The following is a 20,527-nucleotide window of genomic DNA, read 5'->3' on the forward strand; positions in this document are numbered from 1 at the left end:
GCGGCAGCTCCTCTGGCGGGTTCTCGTCTCAGATCAACTCGGCGACACCGGCAACTGCCCATCATGCCAGCATCGGACTGCGGGCAGGAGGTCGGCGGCGGTCAGGATCGGGGCCGGTTCAGCCACAGGCCGGCCCCGACAAGTGCCACCGCGCCGGCCACGAACGGCCAAATCGGCAGGTCACCCTCGGGGTCGGCGTAGCGGCGGGGAATCGGGGGCGGTGCCTCCCCGTGCTCGGCCACCGCCGGGCCGGGTTCACCGGTGCCGGCCTCCGTCAGCCGGAACGGCCACGAACCGGACACCACATGACCATCGGCGGAGGTGACCCGATAGTTGACGGTGTAGGTGCCGACCGGACCCAGTGGGCGGACGGCGACGCTGGCGACCGCCCCCTGGACTCGTGTCTGGCCGGTGGACCACAGGTGCCCGTCCGGCCCGACCACCGTCATGGCGGCGAAGCTGGTCTGCAGCTGTTCGTTGAAGGTGGCGCTGACGCGCTCCGGCCCGCGGGTCAGCTCGGCGCCGCCGGGCGGGTCGGCCGACACCAACACCGCGTGCGCGCCGGCCACCCCGGGGGCCGCCAGCGCGAACAGCGTGCTGAGTGCGAACATCCCCGCCAGGGCGAGTCGCACGGTCCTCGTCATGCCCGCCGCCGGCCCAGCGCGATCGCCGCGGCCAGCGCGGCCACCAGCAGCGCGGCCCCGCCGAGCAGCCGGGCCGCATTGTCGGCGTGGCGCGAACCGTCCTCGGGTTGGCCGGCCGGCGCCGGACCGGCGGAGACGGCCGGCGCCGGGTGTTGGGCGTGGTGCTCGGGTGCCGACGCCGGACCAGCCGCCAGGTGCAACACCGGCACCGGGCGCTCCGCCTCGCCGCCACCGGGCGGGGGCCCCTGATCCCAGCGCACCACGGTCCCGTCGGCGTAGCGCTGGGCCGACGGGAAGTCCACCGTCTCGGCGTCGGGCAGCTTCATCGCGATCCGGAACAGGCCGAACTGGTCGGCTCCGATACCACCGGCCTCGGCCGTCCAGGTGACCGAGCGCACCGCCCCGGTCTTGGCGTCGCGGTCCAGCCGGGCCGTCCAGCCCGGTTTGGTCTCGGTGCGCGCCGATGCCACGTCCGGCAGCGTCACGGTGAGTTCGGTTGTGGCAGAACCGGTCGGCGATTCGTTGGGTACCTCGAAGGTGACCATCGCGACGCCCCCGCGCACCGCGCCCGGGCTGCTGGCGTGCACATGCGCCCAGGCCGGTGCGGTGCCGGCGATCCAACTGGCGGCGGCGATCACCGCGGCAAGCGCGCACACGCGGGTCCAGGTGCTCATGACGGCAGCCCCAGCCGGGCCATCAGATCGGCGTCGATGCCGTCGAGCTGCCCGCTGATCGCGGCGGAGGCGGCCCGGCGCCGATCCACCGGCATGGTCTCGATGGCGGTCACCCCGGTGGCGAGTGCGCTCAACCGTTCGGTGATCGCTGCCACGAACTGCCGGGTCTCGGAGTCCTTGGGTTTGCGCTCGGCCACCAGGCGCAGCGTCTTCTCCGCCCCGGCGATCCGCGCGGAGAGCCGGGCCTCGGTTCTACCGGAACCGGAGAATTCGCCGATGCGGGCCAGGGGCACCCCGAGCCGTTCGGCCCGCTGCGCATCGATCAGGCCGCGAACCACCATGGCGGCCCGGTACACCAGCGGCACCACGATGGGCGCCAGCATCCGCGAGACCACCAGGGTGCGGCGGATGCGGGCCGGCGACAGCAGCCGGCCGTCGCGGGCCGCCTTGAGTTGACTCTCGGCCGCCTTGAGCGCCGTGCGATCGCGGTCCCGGTCGGATTTGAGCTGTGCCTTCAGGGCCCGCGCGTCCGCGCGCTGGGCGGCTTTGAAGCGTTTCGCCTCGCCCTTGGCGGCCAGCCGCGCCTCGAGCCGGGCGCCGGCCTTCAGCGCCCGCGCCTCGGCGCGCCGGGTCGCGCGGCTCTTGCGTTTTCTGAACAGGCCCATTCGCGGCCGCCTCCCCGGTCTCTCGCTGGAACCGATCCAGCCACCCTAATCGCGGTGCCGGCGCCTCAGGCGCTGAGGTGCTCCTTGCGGCGCAGCTCATCGATCCGGTCCAGGATGTCCTGCTGGGCCTCCGGCGAGAGCCCGACGACCTGAGTCGCAATGCGGCGTACCCCGGCATCGCGGACGCTTTCCAGCCAGGCCAACTCGGCGTCCAGCTTGGCGTAGTAGTCGTCGTCGGTGAAGAAAGCCGGTTTGATCCGAAAGAAATTAGCCAGCGCGGCCATGGTGGCCGTGGACGGATTCGTCCGGTTTCCCGAGCGGAGCTGGGACAGGTAGGGCGCCGACATCGTGATGCCCTCCGCTTTGAGTGCCGCGATCACCTCGGCCGAAGTGTGGGGCCCGCGTCCGGGTGGATACACCACATCGAATAGGCGGTTCAAGCGGACAGCGAAAGTCGCGCTCATCGATAGGACCTCCCGAGGGTCGGCAAGCGGTCGACAGGCGCTCGGCGAGGGGGGAGCCGTCACGTCTGATGATTTGCTGATCATCGTAGCCATAGATACCCACACAACCAAGGGTGATTCCGGAGCGAATTCGATCTTGATGTTCAGCGCGTCGCCCCGCGTTTCATGCACCGTCCGTACCGGTCGTTGCAACCGCAGATTCGTGGCGTACCAAGCACAATTGCCTCGCCCGCGGTGGCTGCCCGTGGCCGACCGGGACCGACCGCTGGTCCTCCGGTCTGGACGCCCGTCCGGCGAAGTGAAGTTCGCACCGCGGGCCGAGCGGCGGGGGGTATTTGCTATCGGGTGGCAGATTCGTCGCCGGCGGTCTGTCCGCGCCGCCGCAGCGCGGCCCGCCGCAGCGCCGCCGCGAACGCCACCAAGACCAGCCCGGCGACCGAGGCGATGGCCACCGGCCGCCAGTCCAGCGCCTCGTCGATGAGCATCCACAGGCCGAACGCCAGGAACAGCAGGCCGGCCGCCCCGTGCAGCAGATGCTCGGGCAGTTGACGATGCAGAACCGTCCCGACGGCGATCGCCACCGCGTCGGCCAGCACCATGCCGGCGGTCGCCCCGAGCCAGACCCCGAGCCAGTTGCGGTCACTGGCCAGTGCCACCGTCGCCAACATCGTCTTGTCGCCGAGCTCGGCCAGCAGCACCGAGGACACCACCGCGAGCAGCACGAACCGCGGTTCACGAATTGGCCCGGCGTCAGATACGGCGTTGTTGCCCTCCCGCCACGTCCACGCGGCGAAACAGATGAACGCCACCCCGGCCACGGCGGCGATGGGGCGCGCGGGCAACGTCAGCCCCAGAAAGTGCCCGACCGTCACCGAGATGCCGTGGACCGCGAACGCGGCGATGGCCACCCCGCTCAACACCACCCACCAGCGGTGCCGCAGCGCGTAGGTCATGGTGATCAGTTGGGATTTGTCGCCGAGTTCAGCCAGGAACACCACTCCCAGGCTGATCAGCATGGCGGCGAGCATGCGAGACGACCTTTCGTCAGCTGCCGAGGCTAGTGACTATCCGGCCCGCCCGCCAGCGTTGCGGCGGTTTCGGCGACCCGAATCCGGCGATCCGACGAGAGGATCCGGCGATTTGAATTGCCTTATGCGGCAAGGAGCATGGCCAGAACTGCGGTATCGGGGTGGTTGACGGGGTCGACGCCGACCCGGCTCACCAGCGATGTGACAGTGCCGTCGGATTCGGCTTCAACCCAGGCGGCCCGGTGTTCCAGGCCCAGATGGGGCAGTCCGGGCAGCAGTACGCAGCCCGACGCCGCGCCGCGGCATTCCGGCAGTGAGGGGATGGTTTCCGAGGGCGGGTGCAGCATCAGCAGCGCAGAGGGCTGATGCCCGGCGAAATATCCCGGTGCTATCGCGGATTCGCCGGAAACGGTGCCTTCGGCCAGCAGCAATCCGACAGTGCCCGGCCCCGGGTTGTCAGGAAGTTCCTCCCGCGTGCCGAAAACCGTTGTGGTGGCTAATAATCCGGGCATCGAGGCGACCCGGACCGCGATACTGAGCAGCTGCGCCCATTCTTTGGTCGAATCCGGCCAGCGGCCGAAGACCACGAATCCGTGTAGTGCGCCGTGGGAGTGGAACGGGGCGACTTCGATCGCCCGGCCGGACCCTGTCGTCTCCATCGCACACCCTCCGCGACATTTGACTCGTCTGCTCGCATTTCAGCGGGTGGGTTGTCTCCGCAGCATGCGACAGCCGGCGTACGGGCGCAAGCGGACACGGCGGCGCGGCGGATAACGAATCGGTGAGGAAAAGCAGAGCGGGGCGCCGCGCCGACGGCGCGACACCCCGCTCGAGACGCTGCGACTAGAAGATCAGACCCGAGGTCTTCGAGGTGGCGGCCGCGAACCGCGACTGCACGTCGGCCCAGTTGACCACGTTCCAGAATGCCTTGACGTAGTCCGCCTTGACGTTCTTGTACTGCAAGTAGAAGGCATGCTCCCACATGTCGACCTGCAGCAGCGGGATGATGCCCAGCGGCACGTTGGCCTGCTGGTCATAGAGCTGGAAGGTCAGCAGCTTGCCGCCGAGGGTGTCGTAACCCAGCACCGCCCAGCCCGAACCCTGCAGGCCGTTGGCGGCTGCGGTGAACTGCGCACGGAACTTGTCGAACGACCCGAACGCGTCGTCGATGGCGGCGGCCAGTTCGCCGGTCGGCTTGTCACCGCCGTTCGGGGACAGGTTCTTCCACCAGATCGAGTGGTTGACGTGCCCACCGAGGTGGAAGGCCAGGTTCTTCTCGTTCAAGAAGATCGCGCCGTGGTCGTCGTTGGCGCGGGCCTCTTCAAGCTTGGCCAGGGCGCCATTGGCGCCGGAGACGTAGGCGGCGTGGTGCTTGCTGTGGTGCAGTTCGTTGATCTGGCCCGAGATGTGCGGCTCAAGGGCTCCGTAATCCCAGTCCAAGTCCGGCAAGGTGTAGTCGGCCACAGGGTTCCTTCCTTCGATCGGTGCTGATCCGGTGTCAATCACCGTTGATCATCGTCGACTTGCGTTGACGCTTTGGCGGCACCCCACCGTTCACCGCGGCCGCGGGGTGGTGAGGCCACCTCGATCAACACTGCTCCAACGTGCGGTGTACCGCAACAACGGGTCGCGCGGCCGGCACCGGGCGCGGCGCCTACATCAGAACGATCACCAGCAGGAAGGTCAGCAACACCAGTGCGATCACGCCGGCGCGCAGCGAAGCCAGCAGATAGCCGCGTTTGTAGGTCGACGTTTCCGCGTGCCAGGCCGTCGCCGTAGCGACCGGCCCGATCGGACGTGCCGTCATCCCTGTTGCCCCCAAGCTGACCGTTGCGCCCGCGTGAGACGCATCACAATCGTTCTGTGACGACGATCATAGCGCCTCGTTCACGCGGTGGAAAAATTCGGTGGGTATTAGCCCGCCTGCCTGCAGCGAGGCGGTCCGACCGGCTCCGGCACGGTCGTGGTGACAGCTGATTAGTGAATCAAGAGATTTCGCTCGAAGCTGTTAGTCAGCTCACTTTGGCGGCTGTGCCTTATCCACAGTCGCGCCTTCCAGCGAGGGCCAACAAGCACCTCATGGCACTCGTTACCCCCGGCGGGTGTGTGGATAAACCTGTGGAAACTGTGGATAGCTCGGTGGTAGCTGGAAGGGTTGCCGACCGGGGCTCTGCGACGCGTCCCGGACCCCTTCGCCGGGGCTCTCGCTACGCTGGTGCGGTGATTCAGGTGTGCTCCCGCTGCGGCACGCGGTGGAACGTGCGCGATCGGCGGCGGGCCTGGTGCCCGCGCTGCAACGGCGCGCTGTGGGCGCCACTGGCTCCCGCGCAGGAAGCGGAGATGCAGTGGGCCCAGCCCGGGCCACCTGCGCCGGCAGAGCGCCCCATGGCGCCTCCCGAGTCGCCGCCCCGGCTTGGCCCGGGGTACCGCTGGATCGCGGTGCGCCCGGGTCCGCCACCCCCTCAGCCTCGCCGGCCACGGCCATTGGGTCCCACCCCGCGCTACTCGGTGATACCGCGCTGGACTCTGATGGGCGCGCCCAATCCGACTGCCGCGCAACGGAAACCGGAGGGGCGGGCGGTCCCGTCTTCGCGGTCGATGGAGAAGGCGCTGGGGGGCGCGATCGCCGCGCTGGGTATCGCCGCGCTGGTGCACGCGCTGATCTACCTGTTGATGATCGTCAACCGCACCAGACTGCTTCATCCACTGATCGCCGGTGGCGCGGTGTGGCTGGGCCGACTGGCCAGCCTCGCCGCGATCGCCGCGGTGGTGCACTGCGCGGTGGTGCTGACCAGGTGGCTGCTGGCCCGCCGGTCGGCGGCGTTCGCCCGGCTGCATCTGCCCGAGTCGCGGCCGGCCTGGGCGCTGTGGACCGGCTGCCTGGTGCCTCTCGTCAACCTGGCCTGGGCTCCGGTCTACGCGCTGGAGCTGGCCGGCCGGGAGGATCGCCTCGACCGGCTGCGCAAACCCATCGTGGTGTGGTGGGTGGTGTGGGCGGTCAGCACCGGTGCCGCGGTCTTCGCCACGGCCACCAGTTGGGCCGACGACGCGCAGGGCATCGCCGACAACATGGTGGCGACGGTGGTCGCCTACCTGCTCGGTCTGGCCGCGGTGGTTGCGGCGGCCCGGGTGGTCGAAGGATTCGAGCAACGTTCGATGGGACGACCCGCCCACCACTGGGTGGTGGTCGCCGACGACCACGACACCGCGCCGACAGTGCCCCCGCCGCCTCCGGCGGAGAACGCTCTATCCCAGGAGCCGGAAACCGTGGCGACACCGGCCGCGGTTGGTGGGTCCGGCGGACGGGAACCGGCAGCATAAAACCATGGCAGCGGCCGACGATGTGGTGGCGGAGCACCCGTTCGTGGTCGCGCACCGGGGCGCGTCGTTCGACCGCCCGGAACACACCCTGGCCGCCTACGATTTGGCGCTGCAGGAGGGCGCCGACGGCGTCGAATGCGATGTGCGGCTGACCAGCGACGGTCACCTGGTCTGTGTGCACGACCGGCGGGTGGATCGCACGTCCACCGGGGCGGGGCTGGTCAGCGAGATGACGCTGTCGCAGCTGCGCAGCTTCGACTACGGGGCCCGGCACAACGGCCGGCCTGGCGGACCGCCGGAGACCGTAACGTCCGGAGACACCGGCCTTCTCACCCTCGACGCTTTGGTGGCGCTGGTCCTGGACTGGCAACACCCGGTGAAGATCTTCATTGAGACCAAGCACCCGGTGCGCTACGGCGCGATGGTCGAACGCAAGGTGCTCGCGCTGCTGCACCGGTTCGGGATCGCCTCGCCCGCATCGGCGACCCGCTCGCGGGCGGTGGTGATGTCGTTCTCGGCGGCGGCGGTGTGGCGGATCCGCCGGGCGGCGCCGCTGCTGCCGACGGTGCTGCTCGGGTCGGCGGCGCGCTATCTGGGTGGCAGCGCCGCGACCACGGTCGGGGCCACCGCCATCGGACCCTCGATCGCGACGCTGCGTGAGCACCCGGAGTTGGTCGACCATGCCGCCGCGCGAGGCCGCGCGGTGTACTGCTGGACGGTCGACCACGATGAGGACGTCGACTTCTGCCGGGACGTCGGTGTCGCTTGGATCGCCACGAATCAGCCCGCCCGAACCAAGGCGCGGTTGCGGGCGGGCTGATCGATTCGGGGCGCGGAGGCTACCCGCCGGCGGCTCGCGGCGCGCCGGCTTCGGGAGTGACGGTGCCGATCTCGCGGGCGATGAAGCTCTCCAGGTCGAACAGGTTGTGGCCGGCACGGTCGGCGACCCGCAGCAGTCGGGTCATCACGGCGACCTCCTCGACCTGCTCACGCAGGAACCACTGCATGAACTGTTCGCCGAGGTGATCGTTTTCGTCGCGGGCGGCGCTGGTCAGCCGGCTGATCTGATCGGTGACGGTGCGCTCCTGGTCGAGCACCAGCACGAGCGCGTCGCGGGGGGCGTCGAAGCGGTTGCGCACCGGGTCCACGCCGGGGATCTCTACGGCGATGGAGCGGTCCAGCAGATACTGCACCATCATCATCGCGTGCTTGCGTTCCTCGACCGCCTGGGCGTAAAAGAACTTCGCCAATTGCGGAAAATCACCTCCGTCAAAATAGACAGCAACGGCGACGTATTGCTGTGCGGCGGTGAATTCGTGGTAAATCTGCTCCTGAAGCAGGGCGTGGAATTTCGACGTGTGGTTTTCGATCTCGGACATGTTTGCGATGCTACCCCAGGTCAGACCGGGTGCGCATCCAAGGTGAGGCTTACTCAGGAAAGCTTTGCCTAAGTAAAGATAGGATAGGCTGAAATGGCTCTCCAGCGAAACGGTAATTCCAGAAGTTTCGACTACCGTTAATTATCGGAGTCCGTTGTCGGTGCCTCGTCGCGGCTCAACGCGTCGAATAGCCGGGCAGCCTGCCGGTGGTCCCAGACCACCGCGTCGCCGGAGTCGGTGTAGGTGAACTCGCCGACCGGCACGGTCAGCATCGTGGTGGGGCCCCGCAGCGCCCAGCCCAGTGCCGCCAGGTCCAGGACGCCCGCGCCGGCGTCCACCGTCAACGCGCGCACGGCGGCGTTCGGCACGGCATACCAGCGCACCGGGTTGAGCCACACCGCCGGGTCGGTGACGCGGGCCAACAGCGCGGACAGAAACAACCGCTGGTGATCCATCCGGTCCAGGTCGGCGCGCGGTGTGGCCCGGCTGCGCACGTAGCCCAGCGCGGCGTGACCGGTAAGCGCCTGGCAACCGGCCGGCAGGTTCAGCCCGGCCAGTGGGTCGTCGATCGGCTCGTCCGGGCACACGGTGACCCCGCCGAGGGCGTCGACGAGCGCGGCGAACCCGGCGAAGCCGATCTCGGCGTAGTGATCCAGACGCAGCCCGGTGGCCTGCTCCACCGTCCGGGTCAGAAGTGGCGCTCCACCGAGGGCGAACGCGGCGTTGATCTTGTCCTCGCCGTAGCCGGGGATCGACACGTAGGAGTCGCGCGGGATGGACACCACCGTGGCGGGTGAACCCGAACCCGCGGCGGGCAGGTGGATCAGCACCACGGTGTCGGTGCGGCCGTTGCCGACGTCACCGCCGGTGGTCAACTGCTGCTGCTGGTCGACGGTGAGGTCCGCGCGACTGTCGGAGCCGACCAGCAGCCACGTCGTGCCCGGGCCGGGCGCCGGCCGGTCGGCGTAGCCGGTGAACACCGCGGCGCGCTGCAGCGCGGTGTCGAGCCAGGCGGCGGCACCGACCAGACCCGCCGCGCCGAGAAGCACCACCAGCAGTGCGAGCACCATGAGCCGGCGCGGCCAGGAGCGGCGTCGCCGCGGCCGCGACGGCGGTCGCCTGCGTTGCGCTGCCGCCGGGGGCACCGGCGGGGGCTGATTCATCGGCGGCGGAGGCGTTATCGGCGGCCGAGGCCGATGCGGGTGGCGGTGCAGGAGCGGCGGCGGCTCCCGCGGAGGCGTCGGGGGAGGCGGTGGCTTCCCAATCCACGGCCGCTGCGGCCCGACGGGTCTGCGATCGCCGTTCACCCGCCCAATCTACGCGCCCGGCGAGACGGCGATTTCGCTGACCAGCCATGCATATACGCGAACCACTCGCCCGCAAATGGGTGTCAAACACCATGGCGACGACGGGTTCGCGCTCTGGAAAATGGGGTAACCAGTGGCGCAATGTCGAGGTATATCGACCGGGCGGCAGTGCTGGCCGGTGACATGGCGGCACAGCTGGGCGTGGCGGCGTCCGATTGCCGACGCTTCGCGATTCTTGCTGCACCCCAAGATGTTCCGGCTCGGACAGTAGGTGAATGACCGCTATCTCTGCCCGAGTGTCAAGCCGGCTGAAAGATCCCGACGATGGAAGGAACCCACTGGTGCCCGACGAAATCACCGGGGAGCGATGCGCTGAGCATGCTCAAGCCGCCGAGTCGCCGCGGCCGGACAGCGCGGTTTCGATGAATGGACTCCGTGGAACCTACGACAGTGAGACGAAGTTGTCCTGGGTCCTGGCCGGTTTGGCGGGATTGTTGGGCGCGACGGCGTTCACCCATTCCGCCGGATACTTCGTCACCTTCATGACCGGCAATGCGCAGCGCGCCGTGATGGGCTACTACGCCGAGGACGACTGGGTGGCGGCATCGCCGTGGCTCGCGGTCTCGGCGGCGCTGCTGCTGGTCGCGTTCGTCGCCGGCGTGATCAGCGCGTCGTTGTGCCGACGGTATCTCTGGCCGACGCGGCCCTATGCCACCACCGTGTTGACCACCCTGGCACTGGTGCTCGCCACCGTCGTGGACGGCTTGCTGTTGGGCGGCCCCGAGCTTCCGCTGCCCTTCTTCCCGATCGTGTTGATGACGTTCGGTATCGGCGCGCTGAACACCACCTTCGTCGACCGGAACGGCGAGGTGTCGATCCCGTTGAGCTATGTGACCGGCACGCTGGTGAAGATGGGCCAGGGTATCGAGCGCCACCTCAGCGGCGGCGAACTCGCGCACTGGCTGGGATATGGCCTGCTCTTCGGGGCTTTTGTGCTCGGCGCCGGGATCGGTGGGGGTATCGGCATGGTCGCCGGCGGCACCTACATGCTGGCGATCGCCAGCGTGGTCTGTGCGATGACGACCGGATACACCTACTTCTTCGCCGGCCAGCGTCGACTCCGGAGCTAATTTTTCTCAGCTGGAGCTAGTGCTTTTCGCACCCAGTTGTTATCTTGGCCGCGTCGTTCTCCGCTGCCATGGAAAGAGGTCCACCCAGGATGACCCGTGACTGGCGAGCTAAGAGGAATCGCCGCCGGGTGGTCGGGTGGGGCACTGCGGTGGGGGCGTTTTTGGCGTTCGGGGTGACGCCACTGGCCGCGCCGCCGCCGGCGTCCGCCGAGGGCTTCGACGACGTGTTCGAGCAGGCGTTGGCGCCGTTTCTGGACACGGCCACCGGAGGACTCGACTGGGATGCGATGTTCAGTCCGGCGGCCTGGCAGGCGTTTCTCGAGCCGACGTGGGACGGCGTGCTGGCCGGCGCCGCCGCGGGGTCGATCCTTGCCGCCCCGGACCCGACGGCCTGGTTGCAGGACCTCGTCTACACCCCACTGCACAGCGGTATCGAGGGCTGGATCAACAGCGCCGGTGCGGCGCCGATCGTTGCCGGGCTCAACCAGCTCAGCGCCGCACTGGGCGCGGGCATGATGATCGGCGATGGTGTGGCCGGCACGCCGGAGCACGCTGCCGGCGGTGCGGCGGGCTGGCTGTTCGGCGACGGTGGGGCCGGCTGGGACAACACCGAAGCCGAAGGTGTCGGTGGAGCCGGGGGTGCGGCCGGGTTCTTCGGCAACGGCGGCGACGGCGGTGACGGTGGCTCCGGTGGCTCCGGCGGTTCCGGCGGAGCCGGCGGGTGGTTCATGGGTATCGGTGGGACCGGCGGCGCCGGTGGCGGCGGGCTGACCGGCGGGGTCGGCGGCGCCGGCGGTGCCGGAGTCGGCTGGCTGTTGGGTGTCGGCGGGACGGGCGGCCTCGGGGGTGACGGCACCCATATCGGCGGCAACGGCGGGGACGGCGGTGACGGCTCGGCGTGGTTCGGCAGCGGCGGCGACGGCGGCGATGCCGGCAACGGCGTCTACCAGGCCCGGGGCGATCTGCCCGCCCTGGGCGGGGCCGGTGGCGACGGCGGCGCGCTGGGCAGCCACGGCACGGTCGGCCACTTCGGCACGCTGGAGGGAGCCCCGGAGAAGGGCCCGGCCGAACTGGGCACCGCCGGCGGCTGGATCGTCGACGACCAGGGCCGGGTCGTCATCCTGCAGGGCGTCAACCAGGTCTACAAATCGGCGCCGTTCTCGCCCGGCGGCAACGGATTCGGCGACGACGACGCGGCGTTCCTGGCGGCCAACGGCTTCACCGCGGTGCGGTTGGGCCTGTACTGGGACCAGATCGAGCCGCAGCCCGGGGTGTACGACTGGACCTACCTCGAGTCGGTCAAGGACACCATCGAGGCCCTCAAGGCGCACGGCATCGTCAGCATCCTCGACATGCACCAGGACCTCTACGGCGCCGAGATCGGCGGCCACGGCGCGCCGGTTTGGGCGACCCTGTTCAACGCGGGCGACAACGACACCAGCGCGGCGTTCCCGTTCGCCTACGCCCTGAACCCGGCGCAGAACCAGGCCTGGGATGCGTTCTGGTCCAACGAGAAGGTGGACGGCGTCGGGCTGCAGAACGCCTACGCCCGGATGTGGCAGAACGTCGCCGACTATCTGGGCGGCACCCCGGGCGTGGCCGGCTACGAGATCATGAACGAACCGTGGCCCGGCTCTTCGTGGCTGGGCAGCCTGCTCGGCAACCCGCACTTCGACACCGGATCGCTGAACCCGTTCTATGACCAGGTGGTCTCGGCGATCCGGTCGGTCGACCCGAACACCACCGTGTACTACGAGCCCAATGTGCTGTTCGGCAACGTGACCGCGGTGACCCACCTGCGCGAAATCGACGATGACAACACCGTTTTCGCGTTCCACGACTACTGCATCTTCGACGCCTTAGGCGGTGGCAGCGCCTCAGGCTGCTCGCTGTGGGACGGGATGATGATGAGCGGCGCCCAGGCCTACGCCGACGCTCACGGCGTCCCGGCGGCAGTGACCGAATTCGGCGCCACCCACAACATCGACACCATCAGCAGCCAGCTGAACTCGATCGACCCGCACAGGTTCGGCTGGCTGTACTGGGGTTACACCAACGAGGCGGGGTCACTGGTGCACAACACCAATGTGGCGCCGACCGGTGACAACGTCGACCAGCCGATCGTGGCGGCGCTGGCCCAGCCCTACCCGCAGGTGGTCGCCGGCATCCCTGACAACTGGTCGTTCTCCGACGGAGTCTTCACGTTCAGCTACTCCACGGCGATAGCCGGTGGCTCGGGCAACTTCGAACCCGGGTCACAGACCCAGATCTCGATCCCGCAGCTACAATTCCCGAACGGCTACCAGGTCAGCGTCACCGGCGGCGAAGTCCACTCGGCGGACAACGCCGCGGTGCTGGTCATCGGATCCAACGCCGGAGCCGACACCGTCACCGTGACGGTGACCGGCAACTGAGCCTGCGCGATCAGGGCAACCAGCCCAGCTTGTCGGCGAACAGCGCGTACCCGACGAACGCCACGGTGTCGATCAGGCCGTGCGCGAGGATCAGCGGCCACAGCCGGCCGGTGCGCTGCCAGGCGTAGCCGAACACCAGACCCATGACGACGTTGCCCAAGCCGGCGCCGAACCCCTGGTAGAGGTGATACGTGCCGCGCAGCAGTGCCGAACCGGCCAGCGCCACCGGTCGCGAGACTCCCAGCTGGCCCAGCCGGGTCAGCAGATAGCCGACGACGATCACCTCTTCGGCGAAGGCGTTGGCGAAAGCGATCAGAATCAGCATCGGCGCGCGCCACCACCACGTGTGGTCGGTGACCGCGGCGGGGATGACGTCGGCGTTGAGTCCCAGCGTTCGTGCCAGCAGATATAGGCCCAGGCCGGGCAGCCCGATCAGCGCCGCCAGGCCGAGGCCGCCGGCCAGGTCGAGGCGGCGGGGCAGCCGGTCCAGCCCGAGGTGGGCGGGTCCGTATCCGCTGCGCCACAGCAGGTACAGCGCCAGGGCGCCCCAGGCGATCAGCTGCGCCGCCCACGCCGCGTTGAGGCCGAAGTCGACGAGGTCGAAATAGGACCGGCGCGGGTTCAGCGGGATCCGCTGGGCGCTGAGATCGCGCAGCACCGCGTCGGCGAGTTGCAGAATCGCGCTGACGGCGCTCAATCCGTAGGTGACCGCCAGCACCACGGCGATCTCCAGACGCAGCGCGCGTCGCTGGGCCGCCGGCTCGGTCACCTCGACACGGTAACCCCGATCGTCAACGGGAACGGGGCTGCAACCCGTTGAGGAACGGGCAACCCATCAGCGCGCGTACCGCTCGGTTCAGGCTCAGCACGTCGGCGACCGGCCGCGGAAAGCTCAGCCGGACATCGTGGTCGCCGTCCGGGGCCTCGACGCGCAGCCACATGCCGTAGCGGTCCACGGCCAGCGGGCGGGGCCGCCCGCGCCGCAGCTGCGGGGGCAGCTTGGTGGTGGCCAGCCGGGCGATCAGCTCGGGGTGCGCCGAGTCCAGGTGGTGCAGCCAGTGCGCCTCGATCGCGCAGAACGGATCGGGGCGGGCCGCCAGCAGCTCCGCCACGTCGACCGCTTCGGCCCCGGTCGCATCGGCCAGCACCGCCGAGTCCGGGATGAGCCGCAGCAGTGCATAGCTGGCGTCCGCGTCGCCGAGGCTCGGGCCGTCGGACGCCCCGGCCGCCGAGCGCGGTGAGATCACCTGCAGCAGGGCCGGGTTGGGCTCGACTGCGGCGATCCGGTCGAGAAGTGCGGCGATCTCCGGCTCGGGCACGGTCTGGAGCCGGCCGCGGATCCACACCAGTGCGCGGACTCGTTCCCGCAGTCGCAGCGGGGCGTGGTCGGTCAGCTCCAGGATCGCCGAGACGCCGGTGGCGGCGGCCTCGGCGACCGGGCCGCCGGCGGGGACCGCGACCACCAAGGACCCGTCCGCCAGCAGGTGGCACACCGGGGCGTTGACCGGCGCGGCGTCGCTGGAGTCGGCGATGGCCAGCAGTGCCTGGCCCCGGACGCAGGCACTGCGGATCCGTTCCGCGGACGTCGGGACCGTTACCGCTGTGGTGGTTGCCATCGATCACCCTTCCAGTAAGTGAGGTAAGGCTAACTTAATTAACGACGGGGTCCGGCGCAACCGTTCACGTCGAACCGGTTCGCCGCGCCGCGGCCGATAGGGTTGTGCGGTGACCCGCATCAGCTATCTCGGCCCGGCGGGGACCTTCACCGAGGCGGCACTGCTGGCGATGACCGGCGTCGGCCTGGTTCCCGGAGCCGACCACCAAGCGGTGCCGGCCGAGAGCACACCGGCCGCACTGGACGCGATCCGCGCCGGCACCGTCGAGTACGCCTGCGTGCCGATCGAGAACTCGATCGAGGGCGGTGTGACGCCCACCCTGGACGGCCTGGCGGTCGGCTCCCCGCTGCAGATCTTCGCCGAGACCACCCTTGACGTCGCGTTCTCGATCGTGGTCGCGCCGGGGCGCGCGCCGGTCGACATCCGTACCGTGGCCGCCCATCCGGTGGCCGGCGCCCAGGTGCGGCGCTGGCTGGCCGAGCACCTGCCTCAGGCCCACACGGTGCCGTCGAACTCCAATGCCGCTGCCGCGCAGCAGGTCCGCGACGGGGAGGCTGATGCCGGGGTGAGCACCGCACTGGCCGCGCAGCAGCGTGGACTGGTCACCTTGGCGGACGGCGTCATCGACGAAGCCAACGCCCGCACCCGTTTCGTGCTGGTCGGCAAACCCGCAGCGCCGCCGCGGCGAACCGGCGCCGACCGGACGTCGGTGGTGCTGCGACTGGACAACGCGCCCGGCGCCCTGGCCGCGGCCCTGACCGAGTTCGGCAGCCGCGGAATCGATCTGACCCGGATCGAGTCCCGCCCGACCCGCACCGAACTGGGCACCTACCTGTTCTTTCTGGACTGTGTCGGACACATCGACGATCCCGCCGTCGGCGAGGCGCTGCAGGCGTTGCGTCAATCCTGCGCCGACGTGCGGTATCTGGGATCCTGGCCCGCCGATCCGGCCGGCCGAAGGGAGGCGGTGACGTGAGCGGCCGGCTGGTGTTGGTGCGGCACGGGCAGTCCTACGGCAACGTCGAGCGTCGGCTCGACACCCGCCCGCCCGGATCGGAATTGACCCCGTTGGGCCGCGATCAGGCCCGGGCATTCGCCGGCAACGGGTGGCACCGTCCTGCGTTGGTCGCCCATTCGGTGGCGACCCGTGCCGCCCAGACCGCCGCGGAGATCAGCGGCCCGCTCGGGGTGACCGCCCGCGCGCTCGACGGCATCCACGAGGTCCAGGCCGGTGCGCTGGAGAACCGCAACGACGACGACGCGATCGCCGAGTTCAACGCGATCTATCAGCGGTGGCACTCCGGCGAGCCCGGGGTCGCGTTGCCCGGCGGCGAGACGGCCGAGCAGGTGCTGGACCGTTATCTGCCGGTCGTCACCGAGTTGCGGATGCGCTACCTCGACGACGACGACTGGACCGGCGACATCGTCGTGGTCAGCCACGGCGCGGCGATTCGCCTGGCGGCGGCCACGCTGGCGGGGGTGGACGGCAGTTTCGTCCTGGATCACCACCTGGAGAACACCGAGGCGGTGGTGCTCTCACCGATTACCGACGGCCGGTGGAGCTGCGTGCAGTGGGGCTCGTTGACGCCGCCGTTCTATCCCGAACCCGATGCCGACCCGGTCGGCGACGCGCTGCGCTCCAACACCGACCCGATGGGCTGATGGGTCAGATCGCCAGCGCGTAGACCTCGACGCAGCGGCAGCCGACCGCCTCACAATCCAGGGCGAACGAATGCAGCAGCACCTCTCCGGGGCAACCGTCCTCGGTGCACTCGGCGGCGTGCAACACGTGGTGGATGAGCGTGCCGTGGCAGTGCTCCAACCCCGCCCGGCAGGCTCGGCAGTGGTCATCCATGGGTTGTTCTTAGCACTGCGGGCCGACAACATCGCCGCGCCGCGCGGACTCAACCCCAGCCGAGTTCGTGCAACCGGTCGTCGTCGATGCCGAAGTGGTGGGCGATCTCATGGATCACCGTGATCCGCACTTCGTCGACGACCTCGTCGTCGGAGCCGCACATCTCCAGTAGCGCGTCCCGGTAGATCGTGATGGTGTCCGGCAGCGATCCGGCGTAGTTCGAGTCGCGCTCGGTCAGCGCCACCCCTTCGTAGAGCCCGAGCAGCTCGGGTTCCTCGGCGTTGCGGTCCTCCACCAGGACCACGACGTTGTCGAAGGCGGCGGCCAGTTCGGCCGGGATCAGATCCAGTGCGTCGGCGACGAGTCCGTCGAACCGGCGCGGGTCCATCTGCACACTCACCGGGGCTGGCTACCTACGGGCAATTGATTCAGCCGCTCCGCGGGAATCGATGGCGGCGGGACCGGCGGCTGCCCGTTGATCAGCAGCGGCCCGCGGGCGCTGTTGATCAGCGCCGCCCAGCCGCCGTTGCCCAGCGTGGCGCCGAGGCTGCACGCCACCTCGCGGCTCCCCGCCGACCAGCTCGGCAGGGAGATGGTGGCGTAAGTCAGCGTCAGCGTGGTGTCGCGCAGTTGCACCGGTGCCAGGTAGGCATCGGTGAGCCGGGTGCAGGTGTCCTTGATGAACGCGTCCTGCTCGGGTTCGGGCGGCAGCGCGTCGGGGAACCGCTCGGCCAGGTTGACCGTGCCGGTGACCTCCTTGGTGTGCGGCGCCGCGCAGTCGACCGGAACGTCGTTGGGCTGGTTGGTGGCCGGATCGATGCCCAGGCAGGTACCCGGCGGCCAGACCTTGGACTGGTCGATGTCGGCGACCTTGCCGGTGAAGGCGATCTGCTGGCCGCCCACCCCGGGCAGTTGCAGCCCGCACAACATCCGGCGCTCGCCGTGCTGGCGCCACGCCCGCTCCCCGGCCCACAGCATGCTGGCGACGAACTTGCTGTGCGGGTCGAACTTCGCGCCCAGGTAGCGGCGCACCGACGACTCGCACTGCTCCTGGGTGATCTGCTCGATGCGGGCGGTCGTCGGCGGCGGGGCGTCCGGGCCGTACTCGGCGCCCGGGAACATCTTCATGTCCACCGGACCGGCGACCTCGAACTTGTGCTCGTCGGCGCAGCTGACCACCGTCGCCCCGTCCAGGTCGTCCTCCGGCCAGTTCAGGCAGTCCCCGGCGACCGCGCGGTCGATCGCCTCGTTGCCCTTGCCGATCCCGATGCCCAGCCCGGGTCCGGCGCCCTTGCCGCCCGGGCCGGTGGCCGGCTCGGCGCTCAAGTGGCCGAGCAGCCCGCCCGGCCCGTCTCCCAGTGCCGGAACCACGGTGACCAACCCGGCGATCAGCAGCCCGCCCAACGCGGTCAACAGCAGGGTGCGGCGGGTGGCGGCTGCCTGCAGCGTGCGCAGCCAAGACACCCGCTGGGCGGGTGAATTTTCCTCGTCGGCTGCCTTCGACATCCGGTCCATTCTGACAGGCAGCCGCAGACGCGTGACCAATGATGCGAAAGTGATGCCGCTGGCCGGGCTGGACCTGGTTGTAGGGTTGCGCCGTGATCGACCTGAACCTGCTGCGTGAAGACCCCGACCGTGTCCGCCGCTCCCAGGTGGGTCGCGGCGAGGACCCGGCCCTGGTGGATGCCCTGCTGGCGGCCGACACCGCACGGCGTTCGGCGATCGCGGCGGCCGACACCCTGCGCGCCGAACAGAAGGCGGCCAGCCGGTCGGTCGGCGCCGCGTCGCCCGAGCAGCGGCCCGTCCTGCTGGCGCGGGCCAAGGAGTTGGCCGAGCAGGTCAAGGCTGCCGAAGCCGCCCAGGCCGACGCCGAGGCGACGTTCACCGCGGCACACCTGACGATCGCGAACGTCGTCATCGACGGGGTGCCCGCCGGCGGGGTGGACGACTACACGGTGCTCGACGTGGTCGGTGAGCCGCCGGCGATCCAGAACCCACGAGACCACCTGGAACTCGGTGAGTCGCTCGGCGTGATCGACATGGCCCGCGGCGCCAAGGTCTCCGGCTCGCGGTTCTACTTCCTGACCGGCCGCGGTGCGCTGCTGCAGCTCGGATTGCTGCAACTGGCGCTGCGGGTGGCGGTCGATAACGGGTTCACGCCGATGATCACCCCCGCGTTGGTGCGGCCCGAGATCATGTCCGGCACCGGATTCCTCGGAGCACACGCCGAGGAGGTGTACCGGCTCGAGGCCGACGACCTCTACCTGGTCGGCACCTCCGAGGTTCCGCTGGCCGGGTATCACTCCGACGAGATCCTGGACCTGTCCGGCGGGCCGCTGCGCTATGCCGGGTGGTCGTCGTGTTTTCGCCGGGAGGCCGGCAGCTACGGCAAGGACACCCGCGGCATCATCCGGGTGCATCAGTTCGACAAGGTGGAGGGCTTCGTCTACTGCCGGCCCGCCGAGGCCGAGGCCGAGCACGACCGGCTGCTCGGCTGGCAACGCGAGATGCTGGCCCACATCGAGGTGCCCTACCGGGTGATCGACGTCGCCGCGGGCGATCTGGGGTCTTCGGCGGCGCGCAAGTTCGACTGCGAGGCCTGGGTGCCGTCGCAGGGCACCTATCGGGAGCTGACGTCGACGTCGAACTGCACCACCTTCCAGGCGCGCCGGCTGGCCACCCGTTATCGCGACGCCAACGGCAAGCCGCAGACCGCCGCGACGCTCAACGGCACGCTGGCCACCACCCGCTGGCTGGTGGCGATCCTGGAGAACCATCAGCAGCCCGACGGCAGCGTCCGAGTGCCGAAGGCACTGGTGCCCTATGTGGGTGCCGAGGTGCTCGAACCGTAGTTCGGCACGGGCCGCGTCAGACCGAGACCTGGGCGTGGCGGCGCTGGCGTTCCATGGTGGCGAAGTAGAACGCGTAGGCGAACGCGCAACTGGTGAACAAGCTCGACACGAAGTACAGCCAGGGGCGCCGCAGCCCACGCCGGTACCCGTCGATGATGGTGAACAGCGGCAGCAGAACGACATTGATGATGGTGTAGTCCTGGCTGGCCGAGCCGGCCGCGGGATTGGTGAACATCAGCTGGATGTAGTGCGTCCAGCTGCCCGGGCCCCAGATCGGATTGTGGTTGGGGCCCTGGGCGTATTCGTTTACGAATCGGATGTTGAAGTACCAGCCCAGCCCGATCGAGGCGATGCCGATCACGTAATACACGAGTTCCAGAGGCGAGAACGCCCCGCCCCCAGTCGGTTTCGCAAAAACCCCGCGGTTGGATGCCACGATCCAGCCGACGGTCGCCAGGCCCAGCACTGCATGCACGAGGAGCGAGATCATGCGCTCAGTCTCACCACGGCCTGACAGTTTTGTCAATATTGTCATTCTGTGTGGCGGTGACGCTGCGGTACGTTTAGCCGCATGCCCCGAGCGCCGCAGACCGCGCGCAGCGAACGCACTCGCGAAGCGCTGCGCCAGGCCGCGCTGGTCCGGTTTCTGGCCCAGGGTGTCGAGGACACCTCCGCCGAGCAGATCGCCGCCGACGCCGGTGTCTCACTGCGCACCTTTTATCGGCACTTCACCTCCAAACACGACCTGCTGTTCGCCGACTACGACGCCGGGCTGCAGTGGTTCCGCAGCGCGCTGTCCGCCCGGCCGCCCGCCGAGCCGACGATCGAATCGGTGCAGGCCGCTATCTTCGCGTTTCCCTACGACGTTGAGGCCGTGACCCGCATTGCCGCGCTGCGCGCCGAAGAGCTCGACCCGGAGCGGATCGTGCGCCATATCCGTCAGGTCGAAGCCGACTTCGCCGACGCGGTCGCCGAGCGGCTGCGGGGGAGAGCCGCCGACACCGGGCCCGACGAGCGGTTGCGGGTCGCGGTGACGGCGCGCTGTATCGCCGCCGCGGTCTTCGCCGCGATGGAGGTCTGGATGCTCGGCGAGGAACGTTCGCTGGCCGAGCTGGCCCGGATGTGCCGGACCGCGCTGAACTCGTTGCAGAACCTCTAGTTACGTCAATATTGACAAA

The 20,527-nt window shown here is 69.4% G+C and carries 24 protein-coding genes; 8 read left to right on the top strand and 16 right to left on the bottom strand.

Annotated elements, in window-relative coordinates; translation table 11 throughout:
* Nucleotides 1-101 precede the first annotated feature (101 nt).
* The 8 genes from G6N23_RS20925 to G6N23_RS21500 all read right to left on the bottom strand — a co-directional run bounded on the left by G6N23_RS20925 (nt 102) and on the right by G6N23_RS21500 (nt 5,282).
* On the bottom strand, nt 102-644 hold the full coding sequence (locus tag G6N23_RS20925; protein ID WP_085260070.1) for a copper resistance CopC family protein: 543 nt from the start codon (nt 642-644) through the stop codon (nt 102-104).
* Entirely contained in the window at nt 641-1,318 is a 678-nt protein-coding gene (locus tag G6N23_RS20930; RefSeq protein WP_085260069.1) for a YcnI family copper-binding membrane protein, read from the bottom strand. Before G6N23_RS20930 ends, G6N23_RS20925 begins: the two co-directional genes overlap by 4 nt.
* A complete protein-coding gene (locus G6N23_RS20935; RefSeq protein ID WP_085260068.1) occupies nt 1,315-1,983 on the bottom strand; it encodes a DUF6474 family protein in 669 nt (222 codons plus the stop codon). The genes G6N23_RS20930 and G6N23_RS20935 overlap by 4 nt, the downstream gene beginning before the upstream one ends.
* Nucleotides 1,984-2,048: 65 nt before the next feature.
* The gene (locus G6N23_RS20940) at nt 2,049-2,447 is read right to left on the bottom strand and encodes a helix-turn-helix transcriptional regulator (protein WP_085260067.1); all 399 of its coding nucleotides are present in this window, start codon (nt 2,445-2,447) and stop codon (nt 2,049-2,051) included.
* 338 nt (nt 2,448-2,785) lie between these two features.
* Nucleotides 2,786-3,475: a TMEM165/GDT1 family protein gene (locus G6N23_RS20945; protein ID WP_085260066.1), complete on the bottom strand. Its 690-nt coding sequence runs from the start codon at nt 3,473-3,475 to the stop codon at nt 2,786-2,788.
* A 122-nt stretch (nt 3,476-3,597) separates the two neighbouring features.
* On the bottom strand, nt 3,598-4,134 hold the full coding sequence (locus tag G6N23_RS20950; protein ID WP_085260065.1) for a peptidase: 537 nt from the start codon (nt 4,132-4,134) through the stop codon (nt 3,598-3,600).
* A gap of 184 nt (nt 4,135-4,318) precedes the next feature.
* Nucleotides 4,319-4,939, bottom strand: coding sequence for a superoxide dismutase (locus G6N23_RS20955; RefSeq protein ID WP_085260064.1), 621 nt, complete (start codon nt 4,937-4,939; stop codon nt 4,319-4,321).
* Between the two features lie 190 nt (nt 4,940-5,129).
* Nucleotides 5,130-5,282: a hypothetical protein gene (locus G6N23_RS21500; protein WP_165758680.1), complete on the bottom strand. Its 153-nt coding sequence runs from the start codon at nt 5,280-5,282 to the stop codon at nt 5,130-5,132.
* A 413-nt stretch (nt 5,283-5,695) separates the two neighbouring features.
* Here G6N23_RS21500 and G6N23_RS20960 point away from each other — a divergent pair, with 413 nt between their 5' ends.
* Nucleotides 5,696-6,796, top strand: a complete 1,101-nt coding sequence (locus tag G6N23_RS20960; RefSeq protein WP_085260063.1) for a DUF4328 domain-containing protein — start codon at nt 5,696-5,698, stop codon at nt 6,794-6,796.
* A 4-nt stretch (nt 6,797-6,800) separates the two neighbouring features.
* The gene (locus G6N23_RS20965) at nt 6,801-7,616 is read left to right on the top strand and encodes a glycerophosphodiester phosphodiesterase (protein ID WP_085260062.1); all 816 of its coding nucleotides are present in this window, start codon (nt 6,801-6,803) and stop codon (nt 7,614-7,616) included.
* Between the two features lie 19 nt (nt 7,617-7,635).
* On the opposite strand, the gene G6N23_RS20970 is transcribed toward G6N23_RS20965, so the two are convergent.
* Together G6N23_RS20970 and G6N23_RS20975 are read right to left on the bottom strand one after the other, a co-directional pair.
* Nucleotides 7,636-8,175, bottom strand: a complete 540-nt coding sequence (locus G6N23_RS20970; RefSeq protein ID WP_085260061.1) for a ferritin — start codon at nt 8,173-8,175, stop codon at nt 7,636-7,638.
* 137 nt (nt 8,176-8,312) lie between these two features.
* A complete protein-coding gene (locus G6N23_RS20975) occupies nt 8,313-9,482 on the bottom strand; it encodes an LCP family protein (protein ID WP_085260060.1) in 1,170 nt (389 codons plus the stop codon).
* Nucleotides 9,483-9,904: 422 nt separating this feature from the next.
* On the opposite strand from G6N23_RS20975, the gene G6N23_RS20980 reads away from it, so the two are divergent.
* Together G6N23_RS20980 and G6N23_RS22475 are read left to right on the top strand one after the other, a co-directional pair.
* Entirely contained in the window at nt 9,905-10,612 is a 708-nt protein-coding gene (locus tag G6N23_RS20980; protein WP_085260182.1) for a DUF1275 family protein, read from the top strand.
* Between the two features lie 89 nt (nt 10,613-10,701).
* Entirely contained in the window at nt 10,702-13,026 is a 2,325-nt protein-coding gene (locus G6N23_RS22475) for a cellulase family glycosylhydrolase (protein ID WP_133055461.1), read from the top strand.
* 10 nt (nt 13,027-13,036) lie between these two features.
* Here the strand turns inward: G6N23_RS22475 and G6N23_RS20990 are convergent, their stop codons facing one another.
* Nucleotides 13,037-13,795, bottom strand: a complete 759-nt coding sequence (locus G6N23_RS20990; RefSeq protein WP_085260058.1) for a CPBP family intramembrane glutamic endopeptidase — start codon at nt 13,793-13,795, stop codon at nt 13,037-13,039.
* A gap of 22 nt (nt 13,796-13,817) precedes the next feature.
* Nucleotides 13,818-14,642, bottom strand: a complete 825-nt coding sequence (locus G6N23_RS20995; protein WP_085260057.1) for a DUF2470 domain-containing protein — start codon at nt 14,640-14,642, stop codon at nt 13,818-13,820.
* 109 nt (nt 14,643-14,751) lie between these two features.
* Here G6N23_RS20995 and pheA point away from each other — a divergent pair, with 109 nt between their 5' ends.
* Nucleotides 14,752-15,618, top strand: a complete 867-nt coding sequence (gene pheA, locus G6N23_RS21000; RefSeq protein ID WP_085260056.1) for a prephenate dehydratase — start codon at nt 14,752-14,754, stop codon at nt 15,616-15,618.
* Nucleotides 15,615-16,304, top strand: a complete 690-nt coding sequence (locus G6N23_RS21005) for a histidine phosphatase family protein (RefSeq protein ID WP_085260055.1) — start codon at nt 15,615-15,617, stop codon at nt 16,302-16,304. The genes pheA and G6N23_RS21005 overlap by 4 nt, the downstream gene beginning before the upstream one ends.
* A gap of 4 nt (nt 16,305-16,308) precedes the next feature.
* On the opposite strand, the gene G6N23_RS21010 is transcribed toward G6N23_RS21005, so the two are convergent.
* Genes G6N23_RS21010 through G6N23_RS21020 form a run of 3 tightly spaced genes read right to left on the bottom strand, consistent with a single transcriptional unit; the run spans nt 16,309 to nt 18,003 of the window.
* Entirely contained in the window at nt 16,309-16,497 is a 189-nt protein-coding gene (locus tag G6N23_RS21010; RefSeq protein WP_085260054.1) for a hypothetical protein, read from the bottom strand.
* A 49-nt stretch (nt 16,498-16,546) separates the two neighbouring features.
* Nucleotides 16,547-16,897: a metallopeptidase family protein gene (locus G6N23_RS21015; RefSeq protein WP_085260053.1), complete on the bottom strand. Its 351-nt coding sequence runs from the start codon at nt 16,895-16,897 to the stop codon at nt 16,547-16,549.
* The gene (locus tag G6N23_RS21020) at nt 16,894-18,003 is read right to left on the bottom strand and encodes a septum formation family protein (protein WP_234808530.1); all 1,110 of its coding nucleotides are present in this window, start codon (nt 18,001-18,003) and stop codon (nt 16,894-16,896) included. Before G6N23_RS21020 ends, G6N23_RS21015 begins: the two co-directional genes overlap by 4 nt.
* Before the next feature lie 92 nt (nt 18,004-18,095).
* Here G6N23_RS21020 and serS point away from each other — a divergent pair, with 92 nt between their 5' ends.
* Nucleotides 18,096-19,349 (top strand): serine--tRNA ligase, encoded by a 1,254-nt coding sequence (serS, locus tag G6N23_RS21025; protein WP_085260051.1) that lies wholly within the window; start codon nt 18,096-18,098, stop codon nt 19,347-19,349.
* Nucleotides 19,350-19,365: 16 nt separating this feature from the next.
* Here serS and G6N23_RS21030 read toward each other — a convergent pair whose 3' ends face one another.
* On the bottom strand, nt 19,366-19,839 hold the full coding sequence (locus tag G6N23_RS21030; protein ID WP_085260050.1) for a DUF2834 domain-containing protein: 474 nt from the start codon (nt 19,837-19,839) through the stop codon (nt 19,366-19,368).
* An 81-nt stretch (nt 19,840-19,920) separates the two neighbouring features.
* Between G6N23_RS21030 and G6N23_RS21035 the strand changes: the two genes are divergently transcribed.
* Nucleotides 19,921-20,508 (top strand): TetR/AcrR family transcriptional regulator, encoded by a 588-nt coding sequence (locus G6N23_RS21035; RefSeq protein ID WP_085260049.1) that lies wholly within the window; start codon nt 19,921-19,923, stop codon nt 20,506-20,508.
* The last annotated feature ends 19 nt before the right edge of the window (nt 20,509-20,527 follow it).

The organism is Mycolicibacter terrae (assembly GCF_010727125.1).
Classification (GTDB): domain Bacteria; phylum Actinomycetota; class Actinomycetes; order Mycobacteriales; family Mycobacteriaceae; genus Mycobacterium; species Mycobacterium terrae.

What these genes read in the sequence shown, in the direction of transcription:
- G6N23_RS20965 (WP_085260062.1), top strand. Translation starts at nt 6,801, where the DNA reads ATGGCAGCGGCCGACGATGTGGTGGCGGAGCACCCGTTCGTGGTCGCG.
- G6N23_RS21500 (WP_165758680.1), bottom strand. Translation starts at nt 5,282, where the DNA reads ATGACGGCACGTCCGATCGGGCCGGTCGCTACGGCGACGGCCTGGCAC.
- G6N23_RS20940 (WP_085260067.1), bottom strand. Translation starts at nt 2,447, where the DNA reads ATGAGCGCGACTTTCGCTGTCCGCTTGAACCGCCTATTCGATGTGGTG.
- G6N23_RS21020 (WP_234808530.1), bottom strand. Translation starts at nt 18,003, where the DNA reads ATGTCGAAGGCAGCCGACGAGGAAAATTCACCCGCCCAGCGGGTGTCT.
- G6N23_RS20925 (WP_085260070.1), bottom strand. Translation starts at nt 644, where the DNA reads ATGACGAGGACCGTGCGACTCGCCCTGGCGGGGATGTTCGCACTCAGC.
- G6N23_RS21035 (WP_085260049.1), top strand. Translation starts at nt 19,921, where the DNA reads ATGCCCCGAGCGCCGCAGACCGCGCGCAGCGAACGCACTCGCGAAGCG.
- G6N23_RS21010 (WP_085260054.1), bottom strand. Translation starts at nt 16,497, where the DNA reads ATGGATGACCACTGCCGAGCCTGCCGGGCGGGGTTGGAGCACTGCCAC.
- G6N23_RS20935 (WP_085260068.1), bottom strand. Translation starts at nt 1,983, where the DNA reads ATGGGCCTGTTCAGAAAACGCAAGAGCCGCGCGACCCGGCGCGCCGAG.
- G6N23_RS20930 (WP_085260069.1), bottom strand. Translation starts at nt 1,318, where the DNA reads ATGAGCACCTGGACCCGCGTGTGCGCGCTTGCCGCGGTGATCGCCGCC.
- G6N23_RS22475 (WP_133055461.1), top strand. Translation starts at nt 10,702, where the DNA reads ATGACCCGTGACTGGCGAGCTAAGAGGAATCGCCGCCGGGTGGTCGGG.
- G6N23_RS20995 (WP_085260057.1), bottom strand. Translation starts at nt 14,642, where the DNA reads ATGGCAACCACCACAGCGGTAACGGTCCCGACGTCCGCGGAACGGATC.
- G6N23_RS20970 (WP_085260061.1), bottom strand. Translation starts at nt 8,175, where the DNA reads ATGTCCGAGATCGAAAACCACACGTCGAAATTCCACGCCCTGCTTCAG.
- G6N23_RS21030 (WP_085260050.1), bottom strand. Translation starts at nt 19,839, where the DNA reads ATGATCTCGCTCCTCGTGCATGCAGTGCTGGGCCTGGCGACCGTCGGC.
- G6N23_RS20980 (WP_085260182.1), top strand. Translation starts at nt 9,905, where the DNA reads ATGAATGGACTCCGTGGAACCTACGACAGTGAGACGAAGTTGTCCTGG.
- G6N23_RS20950 (WP_085260065.1), bottom strand. Translation starts at nt 4,134, where the DNA reads ATGGAGACGACAGGGTCCGGCCGGGCGATCGAAGTCGCCCCGTTCCAC.
- G6N23_RS20945 (WP_085260066.1), bottom strand. Translation starts at nt 3,475, where the DNA reads ATGCTCGCCGCCATGCTGATCAGCCTGGGAGTGGTGTTCCTGGCTGAA.